The sequence below is a fragment of the Neobacillus sp. C211 genome (assembly GCF_051842875.1).
GTDB lineage: Bacteria > Bacillota > Bacilli > Bacillales > Cytobacillaceae > Neobacillus.
On sequence record NZ_JBPXRO010000022.1, the window covers coordinates 52,192 to 72,266 of the forward strand.

Below are 20,075 nucleotides of genomic sequence, written 5' to 3' on the forward strand. Positions count from 1 at the left end.
TTCCGATTTCCATAAATTAATATTGACGAAGAATACTAACCTGTTATATATTTTAACATATTGATGTTAGGAAATATAACATAAGGAGCTGATTCTTTGAAAAAGATTGAGGCAATCATTCGACCGGAGAGGCTCACAGATACAATTAAGGGTTTGAAAAAATTAGGAATTACGGGTTTTACTGTTTCACAGGTGGTTGGAAGAGGGAAACAAAAAGATACGCAAGGTGTGTATCGTGGAAAAAATTATCAAGTGACACTCCATCCAAAAGTAAAAATGGAAATTGTTCTTTCGGACTATTTGGTAGAGTCTACAATCCAGACCATCGTTCATTCTGCCCAGACCGGTGAAGATGGGGACGGTAAAATATATATTTATCCAATTCTAGAAGCTTATAATATTCGGACCGGGACAATTGACTATGATATTGATGATCTAGTGAATGATAAGGGGTGATCTTATGGAATTAATGTATATAAATACCGTGTGGGTCGTCCTTGCAGCAGCCATGGTTTTGTTTATGGAAGGTGGATTTAGTTTACTGGAAGCTGGATTTGTCCGGACGAAAAATGCGGTTAATGTTACGATGAAAATCTTTGTGGACTTAACGATTGGAGCTTTGGCGTTTTGGATTATCGGATTTGGGGTAATGTTTGGAAAAGATGCCTTCGGGTTCATTGGGACCAGTCTTCTTGGAAGTCCAGAGAAAATTGTACTTTCTCTTGAATTGCCAAGTGTTGCTTTTGTTCTTTTTCAAATGGGGTTTGCTGTGGCATGTGTCTCGATTATTTCAGGTGCAGTAGCAGAACGGATGAATTTTAAAGCCTATGTAGTCACTGCTGCGCTCATTTGTATGATTATCTATCCACTTTCTGGACATTGGATTTGGAACAGCGACGGATGGCTAGCAAAGTTAGGAATGAAGGATTTTGCGGGTTCAGCAGCAATTCATGCACTCGGTGGATTTACTGCTTTGGCTATGGCAAAGCTATTGGGACCGAGAAAAGGAAGGTTTAATTCGGATGGCAGCGTTAATGTGTTTGCCCCAAGTAATATCCCGTTAGCTTCAGCGGGAGCCTTTATTTTGTGGTTCGGATGGTTTGCTTTTAATGCAGGAAGTACATTAGATGCCTCTAGCTCAGCGCTAGCGCCTATTGCTATTAATACAATGTTAGCTGGAGCAAGCGGCGGGTCAGCAGCACTCTTTTTGACGATGCGAAAGTTCGGAAAAGCCGATCCAAGTATGACGATAAATGGTGTATTAGCTGGTTTGGTAGCCATAACGGCCGGATGTGCCTATGTCTCTGAATGGAGTGCAATTCTGATTGGAGCTTTAAGTGGTTTGCTTGTTATTTATGCTACTCTGTTAGTCGATTATTTAAAGGTGGATGATCCTGTAGGCGCTGTGGCTGTTCATGGATTCGGCGGAGTGTTTGGAACGATTGCTGTTGGATTGCTTGATCGGTCCCAAGGCTTTTTAACGACTGGTGAATTCTCGCTTTTAAAGGTGCAATTACTGGGTGCAGTGGTAGTCATTGTCTGGGGGCTAATTGCTGGAACTTTTATTGCGAAGGTATGCACAATGACAGTTGGTTTCCGAGCAACAGAACGGGAAGAAGACGAGGGCTTAGATATGTCTTATCACGGTATTCCTGCGTACAATGAATTAGAGCGTTTTACCGATATCCCAACTAGCCTATTTAATTTTGAAGAAACAACGGGGATCACCGTTGCATCTCCTACCATTAGGAAAGAGAAGGAAGTAATGTAGTTAGCTAGGAATCCCTTCACGGAGGGATTCCTTATTTTATGCAAACATTTGTTTCGTTGACCTCCGAATCGTTCAGGTAAGATGCAGCTAAGAAATAAATGCGTCCCCCAATATTAAAGGAAGACCTCGGTATTTGAACCAGGGTCATTTTTTATAAACTTTTATTTGATTGATGAAGAGGAATTCGTTAAGCTGCGAAGCACTTTTTTGTATTGTTTTAAAGAGCTTACCTTGCCTATATAGCTATTCTTTCTTTTGAAATCAGAGGAAATAAACATGATGGCAAGGGACGGGAAGAATTTTTTGGTACGAAAACGAAGGTCCTTCCAATAAACAAAGTAGCCGTTTTTTCTAACAGCAACAAAAGGATAAGCGAACGATGTACTGGCAAGAAAGTCTGACACGGACTCGTCATTTGTACTCTCAGAAACCAATACTGGAAAGTCAATATTTTTGGAAAGAGTATGTTCTATGTCGAGTGTATTATCTGAATAAACTCCAAATAAAAAGTCCTCCCTCGTCTCGATAAAAATATCCCATTTAAATAGGGTGATGCGCGGGATTAGTTTTATACGGTCAGCTCTAATAAAATGTTGCTGTAGGTGCCTTTTGGTTAATAATGCTGACAGTGTTCGAACAGCCAGGTATAAAAATATGAATACATAAATGATTAAGAAGATAATCCCTGCCTGGTAGAAAAAGAGTAATCCAAACCCTAGAAAATGGATTGTTAAAATGTAAGGGTCCAATAATGGGATAGCGTCAAAGGCAATCCATTTTTGGGAAAAAGGCAGCAGGATTTGCGTTCCATGGACATTGAATAAATCAAAAAGGACATGAAGAATCACTGCTAAGAACGTCCATAAAAAGAGAGGAAGAAATTCTGAAACGGGGAAGAGTGGGTAAAGTAAGCCTGAAACCAGTAATCCCCATAAAGGAAGAGCTGGCAGGGAATGTGACAGGCCTCTGTGATTCCTGAAATAGCTACCTTTTCCTTTTAATCTGTAAATGATATCAAAATCAGGGGCATTTGAACCTATTACCACCCCTAACATGACCGCCTGTGATAGGGTCTGATTAGATGATACGGCAGGGTCGATTTGAGAAAGAGCACCAATGCCAAACCCTATAACAATATGCGAAAAAGTATCCACTCTATCACTCCTCTACTTTATTAATATATTGGGAAAAAAATGTACAACAAATCAGGCATATTTTTGTATCTTTGGTTCATCGATAACGGCTCGATAATGCCAAAGTAAATTGGAAAAGATTTTATCCCAGCTTTGTGTTAGGGCATAATTTCTCCCTTCTATCCCCAATTGCTTTCTCAGGCTATCATTTTCTAATAACTTCAAGATGGCGTTCGTAAACTCCATTACATTGCCGGTTTCACACAAATAACCTGTTACTCCTGCCTTAATAATATTTTTTACGCCTCCGGAATTGGCGGTAATTGCGGGTGTACCACTTGCAAGTGCTTCAATCACAACATTTCCAAACGTTTCAGTAGGAGAGGGAAAAACGAATAAGTCTGATGCGGAGTAGATTTCCGCTAATTGTTCTCCAGTTAAGTATCCTGTTAATGTCATGTTCGTCGGCGCTTCTATTTGAAGTTCTTCCCTTTGGGGACCGTCTCCGATAACAAACCATTGAACTTCCTCATTGATCTCAGCTGGCAGTGCTTTTGCTACGGCTAGGAGTGTCTGTACATCTTTTTCTGGGGCTAACCTGCCTACATAGGTTAAGAGGTACTTTTTTGAAATCCCCCATTGCTCACGAATAGCTTGTTTTTCGTAATAAGGGTGAAAAAGCTGACAGTCAACTCCACCGGGCCAAACTTCTAAATTAACAAATCCCTGACATTTGAGTTGAGTTAACGTTTCATTAGAAGGGACAAATAATTTTTTAAAGGGTTTATGGAACCAATTCATATATTTCCAAAGGATTTTTGAAAAAAATCTAAGATCATAAAATTTCAAATAATGGTCAAAATCAGTATGATAGGAGCCGACAAGTGGAATAGTTAGTTTTTTTGCAAGATAGACACCACAAAGTCCCATGTTAAATGGTGTAGCGACATGGATGATATCCGGGGAGAATTCTTCTAATTCTGATTTAATACGAGAAAGATTGGGAAAAGCCAGGCGACACTCAGGATATAAGAAAAAAGAGAGACTTTTAATGCGGCGGACGTTTGAAGAAACATATTCGTTTGAAAGAGAATAGGGTGCAAAGACTTTGTACGAGATGTTTTTATTATCCAAGTAGTGAATGAAATATTTAAGCGTCCGAGCAACTCCATTGATATCCGGGTCAAAGGTATCAGTGAAAATGGCGATCCTCATAACCTTTCCTTTCTGACCAATATTGAACTACCGTATTGGGGATACTTTAGATACTTAAACGTCACTCTCATCTACTCCCTCCAAATTATAACTCCACTTTATTGTATTAAATAAAGGAAACCAATCTTCTTAAGATTCTGTTAATAAAATGTAAAGATTCTGTATAGTAAAAAAACCAGGCGGCAGGGCATGACAATGATATTGTAGGGGCAATGAGTGAGGTTAAAGACTTTGAAGTCGCGTTTAAAGATGCAGTTCAGTTCGCCTTCAATAGAGAGGATACGATTCTGGTTGCGACAGCTAATCACTCAACCGGCGGGATGAGCATTGATCGAAATGGTAACTCCGGATCGCCATTATTTTAAAATGGCGAACAGCAACTGTTACTGTTCGCCATTGGGATTGCCCCAGCCCTAGCTTTTTCACTGATGTACCTCTTATTATCTTGGGATCTTTCAGAATATCCTGCTTTAATAGTTTATCAAGATAATAGGTTATTATATATCACTCCCATATGTAATCTTCTCTAAGTCTTAGGTCCTATTTCTCATTAAGGGCTTATCGATTTCTTTTTACATAAAATAGACGGGTCCCGAGGTTTCATAGAGAACGGGACCCATCTGATTTAAGAATTGATTGGAAGTTTTTTATTTAAGAGTCTAAATATCTTTAAAGCTAATTGGATTTGCAGCAATTCCTCCGAGTTTTTTAAATCGGTATTTAAGATTTCCTTGATTTTATCGATTCGATAAATAAGCGTATTTCTGTGTAAAAACATCGCTTTTGCTGTTTCACTAATATTAAGGTTATTAATAAAATAGTTCTCTAACGTAATGATATAACTCGTCCCATGTAAATGGTCATGCTCATAGATTTTTCCAAGGCTTTTCATGAAAAATTCTTCTAATTCTATGTCTTTGATATTACTGTCTAAAAAGTGATAGATGGAATGATCTTCATAATGAGATACTCCCCCTCGGATATTAAATTTCTCCATGAGTCGAATAGATTCATTTGCTTCAGAAAAGCTTTTATGAAGGGAATGAATGGTTTCGTAATGACGGCCAATTCCAATTAAAAAGGTTGTGTTATTTATTTCCTTTTCAAATGCATTGTAAATTGTATTTCCGTATTGTTTTACCTCATTTACCGATAGAGAAGGTTTATTTTTATTTTGACCAATCATTATAATTATACGATTGTTTCTATGAAAGCATGTGACCTCAGCTTTTGAATAGTTCGAAAGATTATAGACTAAGTCCACACATTTTCTGGATTTGCTCTCCAACCGAACCTTCCTTGCTACCATATCATCATAACTGTCATCTTCCTCCGATTCTAAATTTATGACTATACAGTAGTAACTATAACTTGGATTTAATCCATGCATTTCACTATAGGAGTGAATTGTATCGACGGATGTTATTTTTCCAGTCAGCAAATCATCAAAGAAATCCTGTTTGATTTTTAATTTTACCTCCTCGATGTCCTTTGCTTTTATACGTTCCAGTGCCATATTAGTTGACGCCTGCTCTAAAATAAGTAAGTCAAACTCCGTTAAATCTTGGACAGTCTGCCATACAACAATATATCCATAAATATTATTTGCAACTGCGACAGGAAGGATGCGGCATTTTATTTCCATTCCTTCTATGTAATAAATGCGTTGAATACTCTTTTTCATTTCACTTATTTCTTTAGGGACAGAATTAATAAACTCTTTATTGAAAATAGGTCGATTTTTAACCAGAGTAAAGCAGTATGAAAGTGGTACCTTATTATTTAGGTGTTCTGTATAGTGAAGCAGCTTCCAATCCTGGTCAACGAAAATAATTGGATTATTAATAGATCCCGATAACATGGAAGAAATCCTTTCAATCCCGCCGCCTTCAAGTGTAATTCGAAAAAATAAATTATGCATGTCTAAGGTCTTTCTATTTAATAAATCATAACGGCCAGATGCTTTCTCATTAATAATAGAAATGACCTTTGATAGGGTATATTCAAAGGGTAACTCAATCAGTGGAAAACCCAATTCATTTGCATGATCAATCATTTTCTGTGGGAGTTTTTCAAAGTATCGTTTCATTTTAACAACTAGTCCTGCACAATTAATAGCTGAAAGTTCGTTAAGTATTCTAATTTGCAAATCCTCGTTATCTTTAAAAATATAACCCGTTGATAATAGGAGTTCATTAGGTGAAAGCCAGTCAAATGCCTCGGGATTTTCGATGATATTGACTATTGAGATTTCATTATCAATTCCTTTTTCCCCAGCAACAATCTTTAAGCCATCAATCGCTTGTATTTCAAATAAATCCTTAACGGTCAGCAAGATTATCACTCCTTTGTCAAAAAATCTACACATTTAATTGTATAACATGCACAAATGATATCTATTTTTTTTGGTTTGCTTAAACGATGATGCTTTTATGCAATCTATCTAAAATAAACATGTATAGTCATATCTTGTCAAACTAAAATAAGAGTTAAACGAATTTTTCCTTTCACAGAAATGAAAAGAAGTTGGTGCTTTATATATACTGCACCTTACAAATTTATCCTTTTGGAAGGGCTGCATGTACAGACGTTCCAGATCAATGATGTATCACAATTGAGGAATGCCATAAGGTGATCTTGAGTTTATTGAAAGAATTCATAATTCGGGCTTAACTGGTTTTGTTCATAGCACATTTAAAAGGAAAATTAATATTCATTGTAACGAAAATGGCGAATTATTTACAAAAGGAGAGAATGAACTTGGAAAGTCATACCATAGACAGAGAACTTATTCATGCAAGTGAGCAGGGGGATTATGTTGCTGTAGAAAAGCTCTTTCATGAAGGAGCCAGAATTGATTATAAGGATGCGTCAGGCCGGACAGCCTTAATGGCGGCTGTACAAAAAAACCAAATTGTCGTAGTGAAATTGTTACTAGAGGCTGGAAGTGACGTCAATACGAGAGATTTTACCCAATTAACTCCATTTATATGTTCTGGTGCGAACGGTTTTCATGAAATTTTAAGTATGATGCTTAAGTTTGGTGCAGATTTAAACAGTGTTAATCGATTTGGGGGTACGGCGTTGTTACCTTCTAGTGAAAAAGGCTATTTAAAGACGGTCCAAGTCTGCTTAGATGCTGGAGTTCCGGTAAATCATGTGAACAATTTAGGCTGGTCCGCCCTACTAGAGTCTGTGATATTAGGTAATGGCGGCAGGCTTTATTCTGATATTATTCAAGAGCTCGTGGAAGCAGGAGCAGATGTAAATCTTCCAGATAGGGACGGGAAGTCAGCGCTGCAGCATGCTCAAGAAATGGGGCACCAAAAGATTGTAAACATCTTGAATAAAGAATATATCGTAAAAAGTGAATCTATCAAAAAGGCAAAAAAACTTGCCAGAGTTGGTAAGTATGAAGAGGCCATCTCAGAAATAGAAAAAGGTCTAGAAGATGATAATCAAAACCTTGATTTGATTTACTACAAAGGCTATTTCTTACAAGAACTAAAGAGATACGAGGAAGCGCTAGAGGAGTACAACAAAGCATTATCACAAGACCCAATGGATCTAGACTTCTATTTCTATACAGCCAACTGTTTAAGAGCAATGAGGAAACCAGAGGAAGCTCTATCGGAATACGATAAAGCCTGTGAATTAAACCCTGTTGAGACTTTTTATCGTTATCATAAATCAAATTACTTAAGAGAACTAGGCAGACACGAAGAAGCAGTTATTGAAATGGATAAATTGCTGGCACTAAAGCCAAATCGCTACGATTTTTCATTTCATAAGGCAAATAGCCTTAGGTCACTTGGTAAACATCAAGAAGCAATTGAAGCAATAGAGAATGCAATTGCAAATGATCCAGCTAACCCGTTATATCATTTGCATAAGGAGCAATCTCTTGAATTACTAAGGAAATAAGCAAATTAAACCAAGGGGAAAAATGATGAAATAGCTAAGTGTACACGATACTTAAAAAAGTTTCGTCCACGTATGAGTTGGACGAAACTTTTTTTACTAGTGTAATTTTATTTGAGCACTAAGAAGTAGAAATATTATAAAAAAGGGTAATGATTTCGAATATATAAAATAGTAATTTTTTTTATAATGATATTTATGGGAGTCTAAATAAGCTTACTTCTGAATAATGAAAGGAGTTAATTGAATTGAAAACCAAATTAAAGGGAAGGTACGTTATTGGTTACGATGGAGAAGACCACGTCTTAATTGAAAACGCGGAAGTTGTTTTTGAAAATGATAAGATAATCTTTGTCGGCAAAAATTACCTTGGCACAGTGAATAAGGTAATCGATATGGGGAACTCCGTCATTAGTCCGGGGTTTATCGATTTAAATGCATTAGGTGATATTGACCACGATATTTTACATTTAGAGGCAAGGACAAACAGACAGAATAACCTGCTTTGGTCTGAACAATATATAAAAAACGGACACCATGAAGTCATGACAGCTAAAGAAGAAAATTTTAAATCCCTTTATGCCTATTCACAACTGATTCTCCATGGGGTTACTACTGCGATGCCAATTACATCGGTACTTTATAAAGAATGGGCAGAAACGTATGAGGAGCTTGCTGCTGCAGCAAACCATGCTGGAAGTTTGGGATTAAGAATCTATCTTGGGCCAAGCTACCAATCTGGAATCAGGGTCGTAAAACCTGATGGTACTATCCAACTGTACTGGGATGATGAAGCAGGAAAAGCAGGATTAAAAGATGCTGTAAGGTTTGTAGAAGAATTTGACGGAGCTTTTGATGGATTAGTTAAGGGGATGCTGGCACCCGAACGAATTGAGTGTCAAACGTCAGAAAGTTTGACACAAACAAAATACTATAGTGATAAATTAGGAGTGCCAATTAAACTTCATGCAGCACAAGGAACCTATGAATATCATACCATTGTTGAAAAGCACGGTGTAACTCCTATTCGCTATTTATATGACCTTGGTTTTTTAGGGTCAAATACAGGAATTCCGCATGCTCACTTTATTGCTGGATATAGTGAAGCACATTCAGGTAAAGGCGATGATATAGCACTTCTGAAAGAAACAAATACAACGGTCATTCATTGTCCTTTAATCATTGGCAGGCATGCTTCGGCATTAGAATCATTTGCTAAATATAAACGGGCAGGTATTAATTTAGCGCTAGGAACAGATACCTATCCTCCAGATATATTTCAAAACATTCGAACAGGCAGCATGTTTTCCCGATTCATTGAAAAAGAAGTAGAGGGTTCAACATACGCCGATTTCTTCCGGGCGGCCACACTTGGGGCAGCTACATTCCTAGGGAGAAATGACCTCGGCCGTTTAGCTGTTGGAGCGAAAGCAGATATTATTGCAATTGACTTAAGTGGATATCATCTGGGAGTTCTCGACGATCCCATCCGAACTATGATTGTGAGCGGAACAGGAAGAGACGTGAAACTATCCATTATTAATGGAAGGGTTGTAATGAAGGACCAAAAAATACCTAATTTTGATTTAGAAGAAATGAAAACCAAGGGACAACAATATTTTAACAAAATGAGAAAAGGATATTTAGAAAGAGATTATCAGCAATTGACAGAAAGAGAATTATTTCCTACGTCCTTCAAAATAGTGGATTCTATCTGAAATTATCAAAAGTAGTAAAGATATTGAAAAATAAAGTAAAAATTTTCGAAATAAAATTGTCTGAATATTTTTTATAATTAGATAAACGGAAGGAAAGATTATAAAAATATTCAGGGGGTGGATTCCATGGTGAAAAAGTGGGGGTTAGGTAGATTTTTTCTGATATTGTTGATCGTGTTTGTCATTACAGGCTGCTCGACAAGTAAAGATGTCAGCACAAAAAGCAATGGTAAAAACACAGAATCTAAGGACGGGGGTACATTAGTGATTGCCCGATTGTCGGACGCTGAAAACTTAGATCAGCATTTTATGTCAACAATCAATGCAGCAAGTGTGACCCATCGCAAAATCTATGAGGGTTTAGTTGGTCGTGATAATAATGCTGAAATCCAACCATTGCTGGCGGAAAAGTGGGAGCAACTAGATGATACGACATGGGAGTTTAAATTACGAGAAGATGTTAAATTTCACGATGGATCAGCTTTTAATGCCAATGCTGTAAAAGCTACATTTGATCGACTGTTAGATCCAAAGGTGGCATCACCCAGAGCTGTTGTTTTTAAAATGGTAAAAGAAGTAAAGATAATAGATGACTACACCGTTCAGTTTATTTTAACTGAGCCGTTTGCTCCATTACTCTCTATTTTGGCTAGTCATGAAGGCGGGATTATTAGTCCAAAAACTATCGAGAAATACGGGAAAAGCATTATTAAAGAACCAAATGGGACAGGTCCATTTGTTTTCAAATCATGGACACCTGGGCAAGAAATTGTATTAACAAAAAACAATAGTTATTGGGGAGATAAGGCGAAGGTCGATAAAGTCGTCTTTAAGGTTGTACCTGAGGAAACAACCAGAATCTCGATGCTAGAAACAGGTGAAGCTCAAATAGCTGAACCCCTTTCTGTACCAATGATGGATACAGTAAAGGCTTCACAAGCAATCGATGTTTACCGTAGTGAAGGATATGGAACAGAGTATATCGGCTTTAATGTTCAAAAGAAGCCATTTAATGATGAAAGGGTTCGAAAGGCCATCGCCCATGCGGTTGAAATGGATTCCATTATTAAAGGTGTCTATAATAATGTGGGGAAAAAGGCAAATTCCTTATTAGGCTCAAAGGTTTTCGGTTACCATCCTGATATGGAATCGTATAAATATAACTTAAATGAAGCAAAGAGATTACTAGCTGAAGCAGGTTATCCAAATGGTTTTGAAGTTACACTTAAAACGATGGATAGCAAAGAAAGAGTGAACATGGCAGAAGTACTGCAATCACAGTTAAAAGGAATCGGCGTCAAAATAAAAATAGAGGTGTTGGAGTACGGTACGTTTGTTGACCAAGTAAACAAGGGTGACTCTGAGATGTTTATCCTTAGCTGGAGAAATGCTACCGGTGATGCTGATTATAATCAGTATAACCTTTTCCATACAAGCTCACAGGGAGGAGCGGGAAATACCTTCTTTTACAGTAATAAAGAAGTCGATAGTTTAATAGAAGCTGCACGCCGTGAAAAAGACCAAGAAAAACGAAAAGAATTATATGCACAGTCACAAGAAATAGAAATGAAAGAGGCAGTATATATCCCTGTTCGAGTTATTGAAAATTTAGCGGCTGTTGGAAAAGATGTAAAAGGTTTTTCTATTAGTCCATCAGGCTATTTAGAAATAAATGATGTGTCAATTAAATAAGACACAGCTTAAAAAGAGGGATATCCATTTTGGGTAACCTCTTTTATCGTGGTGATTAACAATGAAAGGATGAATAGAAATGAATAGCAAGTATTGGTTAAAGAATGCACGTATTGAAACAGGGTACTATGAAGAAAATGGAATTGTTGTAGGAACTATGACTGAGATGTGTCATCTGTTAATAGAGGATGGGAAAATTTCAAAAATAATAAAACCTTCTGAGCCATTTGAAGTTGTGTTACCTCTAATAGATGCAAAAGGAATGCTTTTGCTTCCTTCTTTCATCGAAAAGCATGTTCACCTTGATAAAACCTATATGGGTGATAATTGGCGGGCTTGTATCCCGGCATCAGGCGTAATTGAACGCTGTGATATTGAAAAGAATATTCTAGCTTCTATCTCATCTAGCACACAAAAACGTGCTGAAGCCTTGCTTGAAGTATTACTATCATACGGATCCACTCATGTCAGAACGCATGTTGATATATATCCTGAGGTGAAATTGCAAAATTTAGAAGGAGTTCAGCACGCTCTAGAATCTTATTCCAATAAAATAAGCTCTGAAATTGTTGCGTTTGCCCAGCATGGCTTGCTCCGTCCAGGAACAGTACAGCTTGTAAGGGAAGCTTTGAGAAATGGGGCAGGGATTGTCGGAGCTGTCGATCCAGCAACGGTCGACAATAATATTGAAGCATCATTGGTACAGTTAATGGATTTAGCAGTTGAAGGTAATGCCGATATTGATTTGCATTTACATGATCCTGGTCACTTAGGTACTTTCACAATGAAACGTCTTGCCTATTTAACGAAGCAAGCAGGCTGGGAAGGGAGAGTGGCAATCAGTCATGCCTTTGGACTTGGAGATGTATCAAGAGAAGAAGCTGCAGACATGGCCGAGTTATTAAGAGATGCAGGTATTTCAATTGTTACGAGTCTCCCAATTGGCAGAAATATTCCTCCGGTAAGCTTGCTATCAGAATACGGTGTGAATGTAGCCATTGGAAACGATAATATTTTTGATTCGTGGTGGCCGACTGGAAATGGGGACGTTCTTGAAAGGCTTGGCCGGCTAATTGAACGGTGTCGTTGGACAAATGAAGTTGCTCTCTCGCAAGCATTAAAATTTATTACTGGTGGATTAACGCCTTTAGACAGTAAAGGCAGAATGCAATGGCCTAAAGAAGGGGACGCAGCCAATATGATTTTAGTAGAAGCAAGTTGTTCTGCCGAAGTTGTTGCTAGACGTTCAAACCGTAAGGCAGTTTTTTATCAGGGTAACTTGGTTTCAGGTTCCATTAGCTAGATATTAATTTTAAAGGAGGATGAAAACATCATCCCCCTTTTGTTATATTTGCCAAATTCTTATCTTTTCTACTGGCGTGTAACAGGTTGTTCAAATAAATAAATAGTAAATATAGGACGACTGAAACGATTATCCCAGTAAACCATGAAATATTATAAATCGGCTCAAGGATATCAATAAATCTACCAATCAAGCTAGTACACCCAGCGAATAGAGTGGTAAGCAGTGCAGGCCAGTTTACTCCGTTTGAGAAACGGCCCTTACTATTTGGAAAATATAATTCTTGTAAATTGATTTCTCTTTTCTTGATAATAAAATAATCCACAAGCATCACACCAATTACAGGGCTTAACATTCCACCAATCATATTTAAAAAAGTAAAAATGCTTGTAGGGCTCTCCATCAGCTTCCAGGGCATAATCAGTAATCCAATAATAGTACCAATGAAGGCACCAGATTTAAAGTTTAATTTTTTCGGGGATAGGGAGGCCAGTTGATACCCTGCAGGGATAATGTTACCTACAATGTTTACAGATAATGTCGTTAAACAAATGGTAAGTAGAGAAAGGATAATGGCAAATTTGCTATCAAATCGATTAATCACTTCAAGTACATTCCAGATTGGAACTCCGAAAGCAATTTCAGACCCAACGATGATGGTAATACTTGCAACTGCAAACAATAAATAGGTAATTAGAATTCCAACAATTTGTCCGCATGACTGGCCTTTATTGGTGCGAGAATACCTTGTAACATCAGAAACGCTTAGTATTTGTGCCACCCATGCTGCTAATATCGCTGAAATACAGCTTAGGATAATCAAAATACTATTTCCTTCTACACCTTTCTCGCTAAAGTTTAAGATTGGGATGATTCCACCTGCTAAATTAATTGCCCAAATGGACATTCCGCCAAAAACGACAAATACCATTGGAGAGAGTAGCTTAGTTAACTTTCCTAAGGCATCTACCCCTGCAAAAATAAAAAAGACATTAATCACCCAAAAGAGGAGAAGGGATATAAGATTGGCTAAATTTAATCCTAAAAAACTCCAATCTGCTCCTAATGTTGGATAGGGCTCCCAAAATTCTGCAATTAAAATAGTTACGGCAAGGCTTCCAGCATATGTTTGCAGACCGAACCACATAATGGCTGCGATTATCCCCCTTAATACCCCTGGAATAATTGCTCCTTTGCGACCAAAACTGGTCCGGAGCAGGATTGAGAAAGGGATTCCATATTTCCCCCCTGCATGACCATTCAATGCCATCATTCCGGCGAGTATTATCGATGAAGTCATAATGATAAAAAATACCTGCCATATCGATAAACCTAACGCAAAGAAACCCCCAATGGTAACATAGGATGGAACATTATGAACCGAACCCATCCAAATGGAGAAGTAATGGCTAAACTTCCATGTTCTAGCTTCTGGTTTTGTTGGTAATAAATCTGTGTTATCCGACAATGAATCATCATGGATGACTTGCTTTTCTCCCAAGGTTGCTTACCTCCAATCTTCCTTAAAGCTTTATCCTAGTCGATACGGTTTGGAAAATAAAAACCAATAAACAAATCAAACCAGAAATTATGAAGCTGATCCAAATGATCGTTAAGTTATCATTCAGGGGAATAAATATATAGCCCCCCAAGGCACCAATCAATGAGGAAAAGGGGATGATTGCAGGAATCGATTTGTTACTTAGAATAATAAATAACATCGGTACAATGATGGCAGCGTAAATATTCCCAGAGAAAAACAATAATTGTAGCGGAGTAGGTTTAAAAATACTCACGATTATTAGTAAAAATATACAAATACTTCCTGAAAAAATATAAGTGAAATTCCATCTTTCGTGGTCAGATAAAGGACGAAATAAATCAATAATATTTTTTACAACCAAGGTAGTCGTCGCATGTAGCTCTGCACTAATTGCTGACGAAATCGCACTAAAGCAAAATAAAACAAATAAAACAATTAGCATGGTTGATTGTATTTTATCAACAAGTTCAAAAAGCAACGAATAAATATCTTTATAGCTTCTGCCAAACATAATAATCATTAGCAGGGAGGTTAGAGCTAGTGGGATTGTGGCCCATATTACTCCTGCTAGAGTAAAGGTCATTTGAATTTTTTCCTTTTTGATGATAAATAATCTCTGCCATGTTGCTCGATCAATTAAGACCTGTCCAAAGCCAATCAAAATCGCTGTGAAAATAAACCAAATCGAATCTGTATTTTTATAGAATAAAATATAAGGATGAAAAAGTTTAATCCCTTCATAAACAGGATGGACACCTTCCTGAATATAAAAATAGACAGGAATGACTAAAACAGCGCCGAAGATCAATGAGACATTAACACCTGATAACTGGTGCATTTGCTGCATTCCACCAACACCGCCTACAAAAAAACAAAAGCCTAAAAACAATAGCATTCCTATAAAAATAGGCATAGGGAACAGGATATGAATGAGGATTCCCGCTCCCATTGCTTGGATAAATAAGGAGTGCAGGCTGGTAATGAGAAGAATTGTAATGACATACCAGTAGCCGCTTGGTGATAATTTTTTTCTCAGTACATCTCCAATCGTTTGCTCATCGGGAAATTTTTCTCTAATGACTTTGGCTAAAAATCCAAACAATATGAGTGCTAAAGCCCCCATTAAAGAATAGCCAATTCCACCGGTTAATCCGTATTTAATTAATGTTTCTGGAGAAGAGAGGATCGTATTGCCTGTTATCCACCTCGATAAAAGACTAACAACCCCAAAGCTTACCCCCAATTTAATCGCACCGCTTATATATAATTGATAAGAACTTCTATTCAACGGTATGTCTCCTTTAAGCGATAGTCACTCGGTGATTGTCCAGTCAATTTCCGAAAGATTTGGCTAAAGTAATGCTGGCTATTAAATCCACATCTTTCTGAAATCGTACTAATGCTTAAATCAGGATTATTAATTAACATTTTTTGAGCTTCCTTTAAACGATAATCATTTAAATATTCAGAGAAGCCCATCCCTACTTCTTCGTGAAATTTTCTGCTTAAATAGGCAGGGTTAATGTGAATCTTTGAAGCTAAATAATTTAATGTTAATTTTTCACTATATTCCTGATGTATAATTTGTAAGGCGTTTACGATTTGTTCCGTATATCGCCCCAATCGATCATACCTGCTTAATACGTTTAAAAGCTCTTCTTCAATGACAGGCTTCGTAATATAATCAACAACCCCAATTCTTATCGAGATTTGAGCATATTCAAAATTCTGAAAAGCTGTAACCATGATAATATCCATTGAATAATTTCGTGTGAGTTCCATCGCTAATTCCAAACCTGATTTACCTGGGAGCTGGATATCAAGAAATGCAAGAAAGATTTCATGTTGTTTGATAATTTGAATGGCTTGTGAAGCATCTAGAGCCTTAAAAAACTTCCAGTTTGGAAACTTTTTTTGAATTAAATATTCGAGCAGTTCTAATTCAAGTGGTTCATCATCTACTAAAAGAATATTCATTTGGATGCACTCCCTATCCTAGTACAAATGGGAAAACAGCTAAAACACTGGTACCGTCTTCTGAAGGTATTAAGTTTACTGAAGTCTGATCTCCTGGAAAGAGAAGATCAAGCCTTTTTGCAATATTATCTAAACCAAGTCCATCTTTATGAGATTGGACCACCTGTCCTTCTAAGGCATTGTTCCAGACAGTTACATAAACTTCCTTCTCGTTCTTTTCAATGATTATTTTTAAAAAAGCCTCACCAATATGTCTGTCAAATGAATGTTTAAAGGCGTTCTCGACAAGGGTTTGAATTAAAAAAGGGATGATAACAGCCTGTCCCACCGTTGAATCCATTGATATTTCGTAATGAAGTCTGTCACGGAACCTTATTTTTTGTATTTCCAAATAATAATTGATATAGGATAATTCCTCATTAATGGTTATTAAAGGTGTATTCGTCTTATATTTAAATTTTAGCAATTTTGAAAAGGTCTCAATCGAGTGAATCAATTCTGTTTTCCTCTCCAACCTTGCAAGACTTAAAATGGAATTTAATGTATTAAAGAGGAAATGTGGTTGGATTTCCTGATTTAATTGATTATATAGGGCTGTTTGCAGTTCTTTCTCGAGAGCAATTTCCCTTGTTTGCTTTTCTAAAAGATCAATTCGTTTTTCAAATATAAATAAAAACAGCAAAGTAAATGCACCAAGTAAAGGGGCTAAGACACATAACATAATGTAGATGGAGAAAGCTTCAATATTAAGCATTAAACGAGATTCTCCTTTAGATGTAGAAAAAGGGAGTCTAGAAATACTCCCAATTTTAATATTATAAAGTTTTTTATTTCTAATATAACATTATTGTGAAAGTTGTTCTGCAAAATGGCAGCTGACAAAGTGATTCTCAGCTAATTCTCTTAAGGCAGGTTCTTCTAATTTACACTTCTCCGTTACAAACGGACAGCGGGTATGGAAACGGCATCCGCTTGGAGGATCGATGGGGGAAGGGACATCTCCTTTTAAGATGACTCGTTCCCTTTTATGGACCGGATTGGGTACAGGAATTGATGATAACAATGCCTTTGTATATGGATGAAGCGGTGAATCGAATAGATCTTTTTTGTTAGCAATCTCAACGACCTTTCCTAAATACATAACCATTACTCGGTCGGATATATGCCTAACTACACTTAAATCATGTGAGATAAATAAAAAGGTAAGCTGAAACTGATTTTGAAGCTTTTTTAATAGATTTAGGATTTGAGCTTGGATGGAAACATCCAAAGCAGATACTGCTTCATCACAAATAATTAATTTAGGATCGACGGCAAGTGCACGGGCAATCCCAATTCGCTGACGCTGCCCCCCGCTAAATTCATGGGGATAGCGCTCAAGTGCTTCTTGGGGTAGACCGACATACCCCAATAATTCTATCATTCTTTCCATCCTTTTCGATTTTTCAACGACATTTTGAATGGCCATTGCTTCATTTAAAATATGTTTTACCGTTTGACGGGGGTTAAGTGAGGCAAAAGGATCTTGGAAAATTACTTGCAAGTCTCCTCTTAGCTTTCGCATCTCTTTATTATTGAGCTTTAAAATGTCTTTATCATCATAATATACAGTTCCATCTGTTGGTTCATCGAGACGTAGAATCGCGCGTCCTGTAGTCGATTTACCACAGCCAGATTCCCCAACTATGCTTAATGTCTCTCCTTCGTATAGGTGAAAAGAAATGTCATCAACTGCCTTTACATAAGCCTTAGGTTTAAAAATGGAATCTGATTTAACAGGGAAATATTGTTTCAAATGGTCCACTTTTAATAATACTTTTTTCTCTGTAGCAGTCACCATTATTTAACAGCCCCCTCTTTTTCCACATGTCTCGTCCATTCGTCAGTGTACATCCAGCAACGTACTTTAACACCATCATTTTGTTCAATTAGATCAGGCTTCTGTAAGTGACACAAAGGTTTCTGATGGGGGCACCTTGAAGCAAAACGGCAGCCTGTCGGCAAATTATACGGACTTGGTACACTCCCTTCGATCGTTTGCAATTCTTCTTGGTCCTCATGGATCTTCGGTAAAGAATTTAACAACCCTTGTGTATAGGGGTGCTTTGGATTTGTAAAAATCTTTTCAGTTGGTGCATGTTCAATAATATTGCCGGCATACATAACGGCAACTTTATCACATGTTTCAGAAACAACTCCTAAATCATGTGTAATCATAATAACGCCCATACCTATCTTTTTTTGTAAATCTTTAATTAGCTCTAATATTTGTGCTTGAATGGTTACATCTAAGGCTGTTGTTGGTTCATCGGCAATTAACACTTCTGGAGTACAGGCAAGTGCCATCGCAATCATTACACGCTGGCGCATACCGCCACTTAATTGGAATGGTTCTTGTTTTGCCCTTTTTTCAGGAGAAGGTATTCCCACAAGCTTAAGCATTTCAACGGCCTTAATCCAAGCTTCCTTTTTTCTCATACCTTGATGCAATCTTAATGCTTCAGCAATTTGTTCTCCGACAGTAAGTACAGGATTTAATGATGTCATCGGTTCTTGGAAAATCATCGAGATTTCGTTTCCACGGATTTTCCTCATTTCATCCTCTGAGAGTGTGACTAAATCTTTTCCTTTATAAAGAACCTGTCCGCCGGCAATTTTCCCTGGAGGGGAGGGGATTAGTCGTAGTATGGAAAGTGATGTCATACTTTTTCCACAGCCTGATTCTCCGACAATACCTAAAGTCTCTCCCTTTCGAAGGGTAAAATCAATACCGTCAACGGCCTTACTTACACCATGTTTTGTAAAGAAATGTGTTTTTAATCCTTTTACTTCTAAAATTGGATTGTTTTTCTCACTCACCATTATTCACCACCTGTTAATTTAGTTCAATTCGTTTATTAAAGAACCGATAGAATACGTCCACAAATAAGTTCACGATAACAAAGATTAACGAGGCAGCTAAAACTCCCCCTTGAACCACTGGTAAATCCCGCATTCGGATAGCATCAACAATCATTCTGCCAAGTCCGTTAATCGCAAAGATGGATTCAACTAATACAGTTCCGCCAAGCAGAGCACCAAACTGTAACCCAACCACCGTTATTACTGGAATTAAGGCATTCCGTAATGCGTGCTTATAAATAATGACATGTTCGCGCAGTCCTTTTGCTCGTGCTGTACGGATATAATCTTGCCTGATGACTTCAAGCATACTGGAACGAGTCATCCGGGCAACAATTGCTGCACCTCCTGCTCCTAATGTTAAAGCAGGAAGGATGACGTGAAGGATACTATCCCATCCTGCAACCGGAAGAATTTGCAGTTTTACGGAGAAGAAATACATCATCATTAAACCAAACCAAAAGCTCGGTAAGGAAATTCCAAGTAGGGCAACTAGCATAACACTTGTATCTGTAAGTGAATAAGGTTTAACCGCTGAAATAATTCCCGCTGCCATACCTAAAACGATTGTGATAATGATACTAAAAAATGCTAATTCCATTGTGATCGGTAGTCTAACCATTATTTCATCAAGTACTGGCTGGCTATTCTTAAGTGAATTACCAAAGTCTCCTTGAAATACATTCAAAAGGTAGTCAAAATATTGAACCAGTAATGGCCGGTTTAACCCCAATTGCTCGCGAATGGCATTAACTGTTTCTTTTGATGCTCCTTCACCTGCAAGCAAAACAGCAGGATCGCCGGGAACTAGTTGCATGATAAAAAATACGACAAAAGTTACCCCAATTACTACTGGGATCATTTGGATTAAACGGCGTAAAATAAACATCAACATCGTCTG

At 37.5% G+C, this 20,075-nt stretch carries 16 protein-coding genes and 1 pseudogene; 7 read left to right on the plus strand and 10 right to left on the minus strand.

Going from position 1 to position 20,075, the window contains the following annotated elements; all coding sequences use genetic code 11:
• The first annotated feature begins 96 nt into the window (after positions 1-96).
• Both ACSU6B_RS19415 and ACSU6B_RS19420 read left to right on the plus strand, forming a co-directional pair.
• Entirely contained in the window at positions 97-456 is a 360-nt protein-coding gene (locus ACSU6B_RS19415; RefSeq protein WP_214997818.1) for a P-II family nitrogen regulator, read from the plus strand.
• A 4-nt stretch (positions 457-460) separates the two neighbouring features.
• A complete protein-coding gene (locus tag ACSU6B_RS19420; RefSeq protein ID WP_410887803.1) occupies positions 461-1,771 on the plus strand; it encodes an ammonium transporter in 1,311 nt (436 codons plus the stop codon).
• A gap of 161 nt (positions 1,772-1,932) precedes the next feature.
• Here the strand turns inward: ACSU6B_RS19420 and ACSU6B_RS19425 are convergent, their stop codons facing one another.
• Both ACSU6B_RS19425 and ACSU6B_RS19430 read right to left on the minus strand, forming a co-directional pair.
• Positions 1,933-2,925, minus strand: coding sequence for a metal-dependent hydrolase (locus ACSU6B_RS19425; protein ID WP_410887805.1), 993 nt, complete (start codon positions 2,923-2,925; stop codon positions 1,933-1,935).
• A 51-nt stretch (positions 2,926-2,976) separates the two neighbouring features.
• Positions 2,977-4,119, minus strand: coding sequence for a glycosyltransferase family 4 protein (locus ACSU6B_RS19430; RefSeq protein ID WP_410887808.1), 1,143 nt, complete (start codon positions 4,117-4,119; stop codon positions 2,977-2,979).
• A gap of 182 nt (positions 4,120-4,301) precedes the next feature.
• Between ACSU6B_RS19430 and ACSU6B_RS19435 the strand changes: the two are divergent.
• Positions 4,302-4,460 (plus strand): annotated as a pseudogene (locus tag ACSU6B_RS19435) (alkaline phosphatase); the annotation flags it as partial.
• Between the two features lie 284 nt (positions 4,461-4,744).
• Here the strand turns inward: ACSU6B_RS19435 and ACSU6B_RS19440 are convergent.
• Positions 4,745-6,454 (minus strand): PucR family transcriptional regulator, encoded by a 1,710-nt coding sequence (locus tag ACSU6B_RS19440; RefSeq protein WP_410887810.1) that lies wholly within the window; start codon positions 6,452-6,454, stop codon positions 4,745-4,747.
• 425 nt (positions 6,455-6,879) lie between these two features.
• Here ACSU6B_RS19440 and ACSU6B_RS19445 point away from each other — a divergent pair, with 425 nt between their 5' ends.
• The 4 genes from ACSU6B_RS19445 to ACSU6B_RS19460 all read left to right on the plus strand — a co-directional run bounded on the left by ACSU6B_RS19445 (position 6,880) and on the right by ACSU6B_RS19460 (position 12,753).
• The gene (locus ACSU6B_RS19445) at positions 6,880-8,043 is read left to right on the plus strand and encodes an ankyrin repeat domain-containing protein (protein ID WP_410887812.1); all 1,164 of its coding nucleotides are present in this window, start codon (positions 6,880-6,882) and stop codon (positions 8,041-8,043) included.
• Between the two features lie 245 nt (positions 8,044-8,288).
• A complete protein-coding gene (locus tag ACSU6B_RS19450) occupies positions 8,289-9,758 on the plus strand; it encodes an amidohydrolase family protein (protein ID WP_410887814.1) in 1,470 nt (489 codons plus the stop codon).
• Positions 9,759-9,884: 126 nt separating this feature from the next.
• Positions 9,885-11,450 carry a glutathione ABC transporter substrate-binding protein gene (locus ACSU6B_RS19455; RefSeq protein WP_410887816.1) on the plus strand — a complete coding sequence of 522 codons (1,566 nt, stop codon included), beginning with the start codon at positions 9,885-9,887 and terminating at the stop codon, positions 11,448-11,450.
• Between the two features lie 79 nt (positions 11,451-11,529).
• Positions 11,530-12,753, plus strand: a complete 1,224-nt coding sequence (locus ACSU6B_RS19460; RefSeq protein WP_410887818.1) for an amidohydrolase — start codon at positions 11,530-11,532, stop codon at positions 12,751-12,753.
• A 28-nt stretch (positions 12,754-12,781) separates the two neighbouring features.
• Here the strand turns inward: ACSU6B_RS19460 and ncs1 are convergent, their stop codons facing one another.
• The 7 genes from ncs1 to nikB form a co-directional block, all read right to left on the minus strand.
• Positions 12,782-14,254 carry an NCS1 family nucleobase:cation symporter gene (gene ncs1 / locus ACSU6B_RS19465; RefSeq protein ID WP_410887820.1) on the minus strand — a complete coding sequence of 491 codons (1,473 nt, stop codon included), beginning with the start codon at positions 14,252-14,254 and terminating at the stop codon, positions 12,782-12,784.
• Positions 14,255-14,276: 22 nt separating this feature from the next.
• Positions 14,277-15,584 carry a hypothetical protein gene (locus tag ACSU6B_RS19470; RefSeq protein ID WP_410887822.1) on the minus strand — a complete coding sequence of 436 codons (1,308 nt, stop codon included), beginning with the start codon at positions 15,582-15,584 and terminating at the stop codon, positions 14,277-14,279.
• Entirely contained in the window at positions 15,581-16,273 is a 693-nt protein-coding gene (locus ACSU6B_RS19475) for a response regulator transcription factor (protein ID WP_410887824.1), read from the minus strand. The genes ACSU6B_RS19470 and ACSU6B_RS19475 overlap by 4 nt, the downstream gene beginning before the upstream one ends.
• Before the next feature lie 13 nt (positions 16,274-16,286).
• Positions 16,287-17,027: a sensor histidine kinase gene (locus ACSU6B_RS19480; RefSeq protein WP_214997807.1), complete on the minus strand. Its 741-nt coding sequence runs from the start codon at positions 17,025-17,027 to the stop codon at positions 16,287-16,289.
• Between the two features lie 90 nt (positions 17,028-17,117).
• Entirely contained in the window at positions 17,118-18,113 is a 996-nt protein-coding gene (locus ACSU6B_RS19485) for an ABC transporter ATP-binding protein (protein ID WP_410887826.1), read from the minus strand.
• Positions 18,113-19,135 (minus strand): ABC transporter ATP-binding protein, encoded by a 1,023-nt coding sequence (locus ACSU6B_RS19490; protein ID WP_410887828.1) that lies wholly within the window; start codon positions 19,133-19,135, stop codon positions 18,113-18,115. Before ACSU6B_RS19490 ends, ACSU6B_RS19485 begins: the two co-directional genes overlap by 1 nt.
• Positions 19,136-19,148: 13 nt before the next feature.
• The gene (gene nikB / locus ACSU6B_RS19495) at positions 19,149-20,069 is read right to left on the minus strand and encodes a nickel ABC transporter permease (RefSeq protein WP_410887830.1); all 921 of its coding nucleotides are present in this window, start codon (positions 20,067-20,069) and stop codon (positions 19,149-19,151) included.
• Positions 20,070-20,075 lie beyond the last annotated feature (6 nt).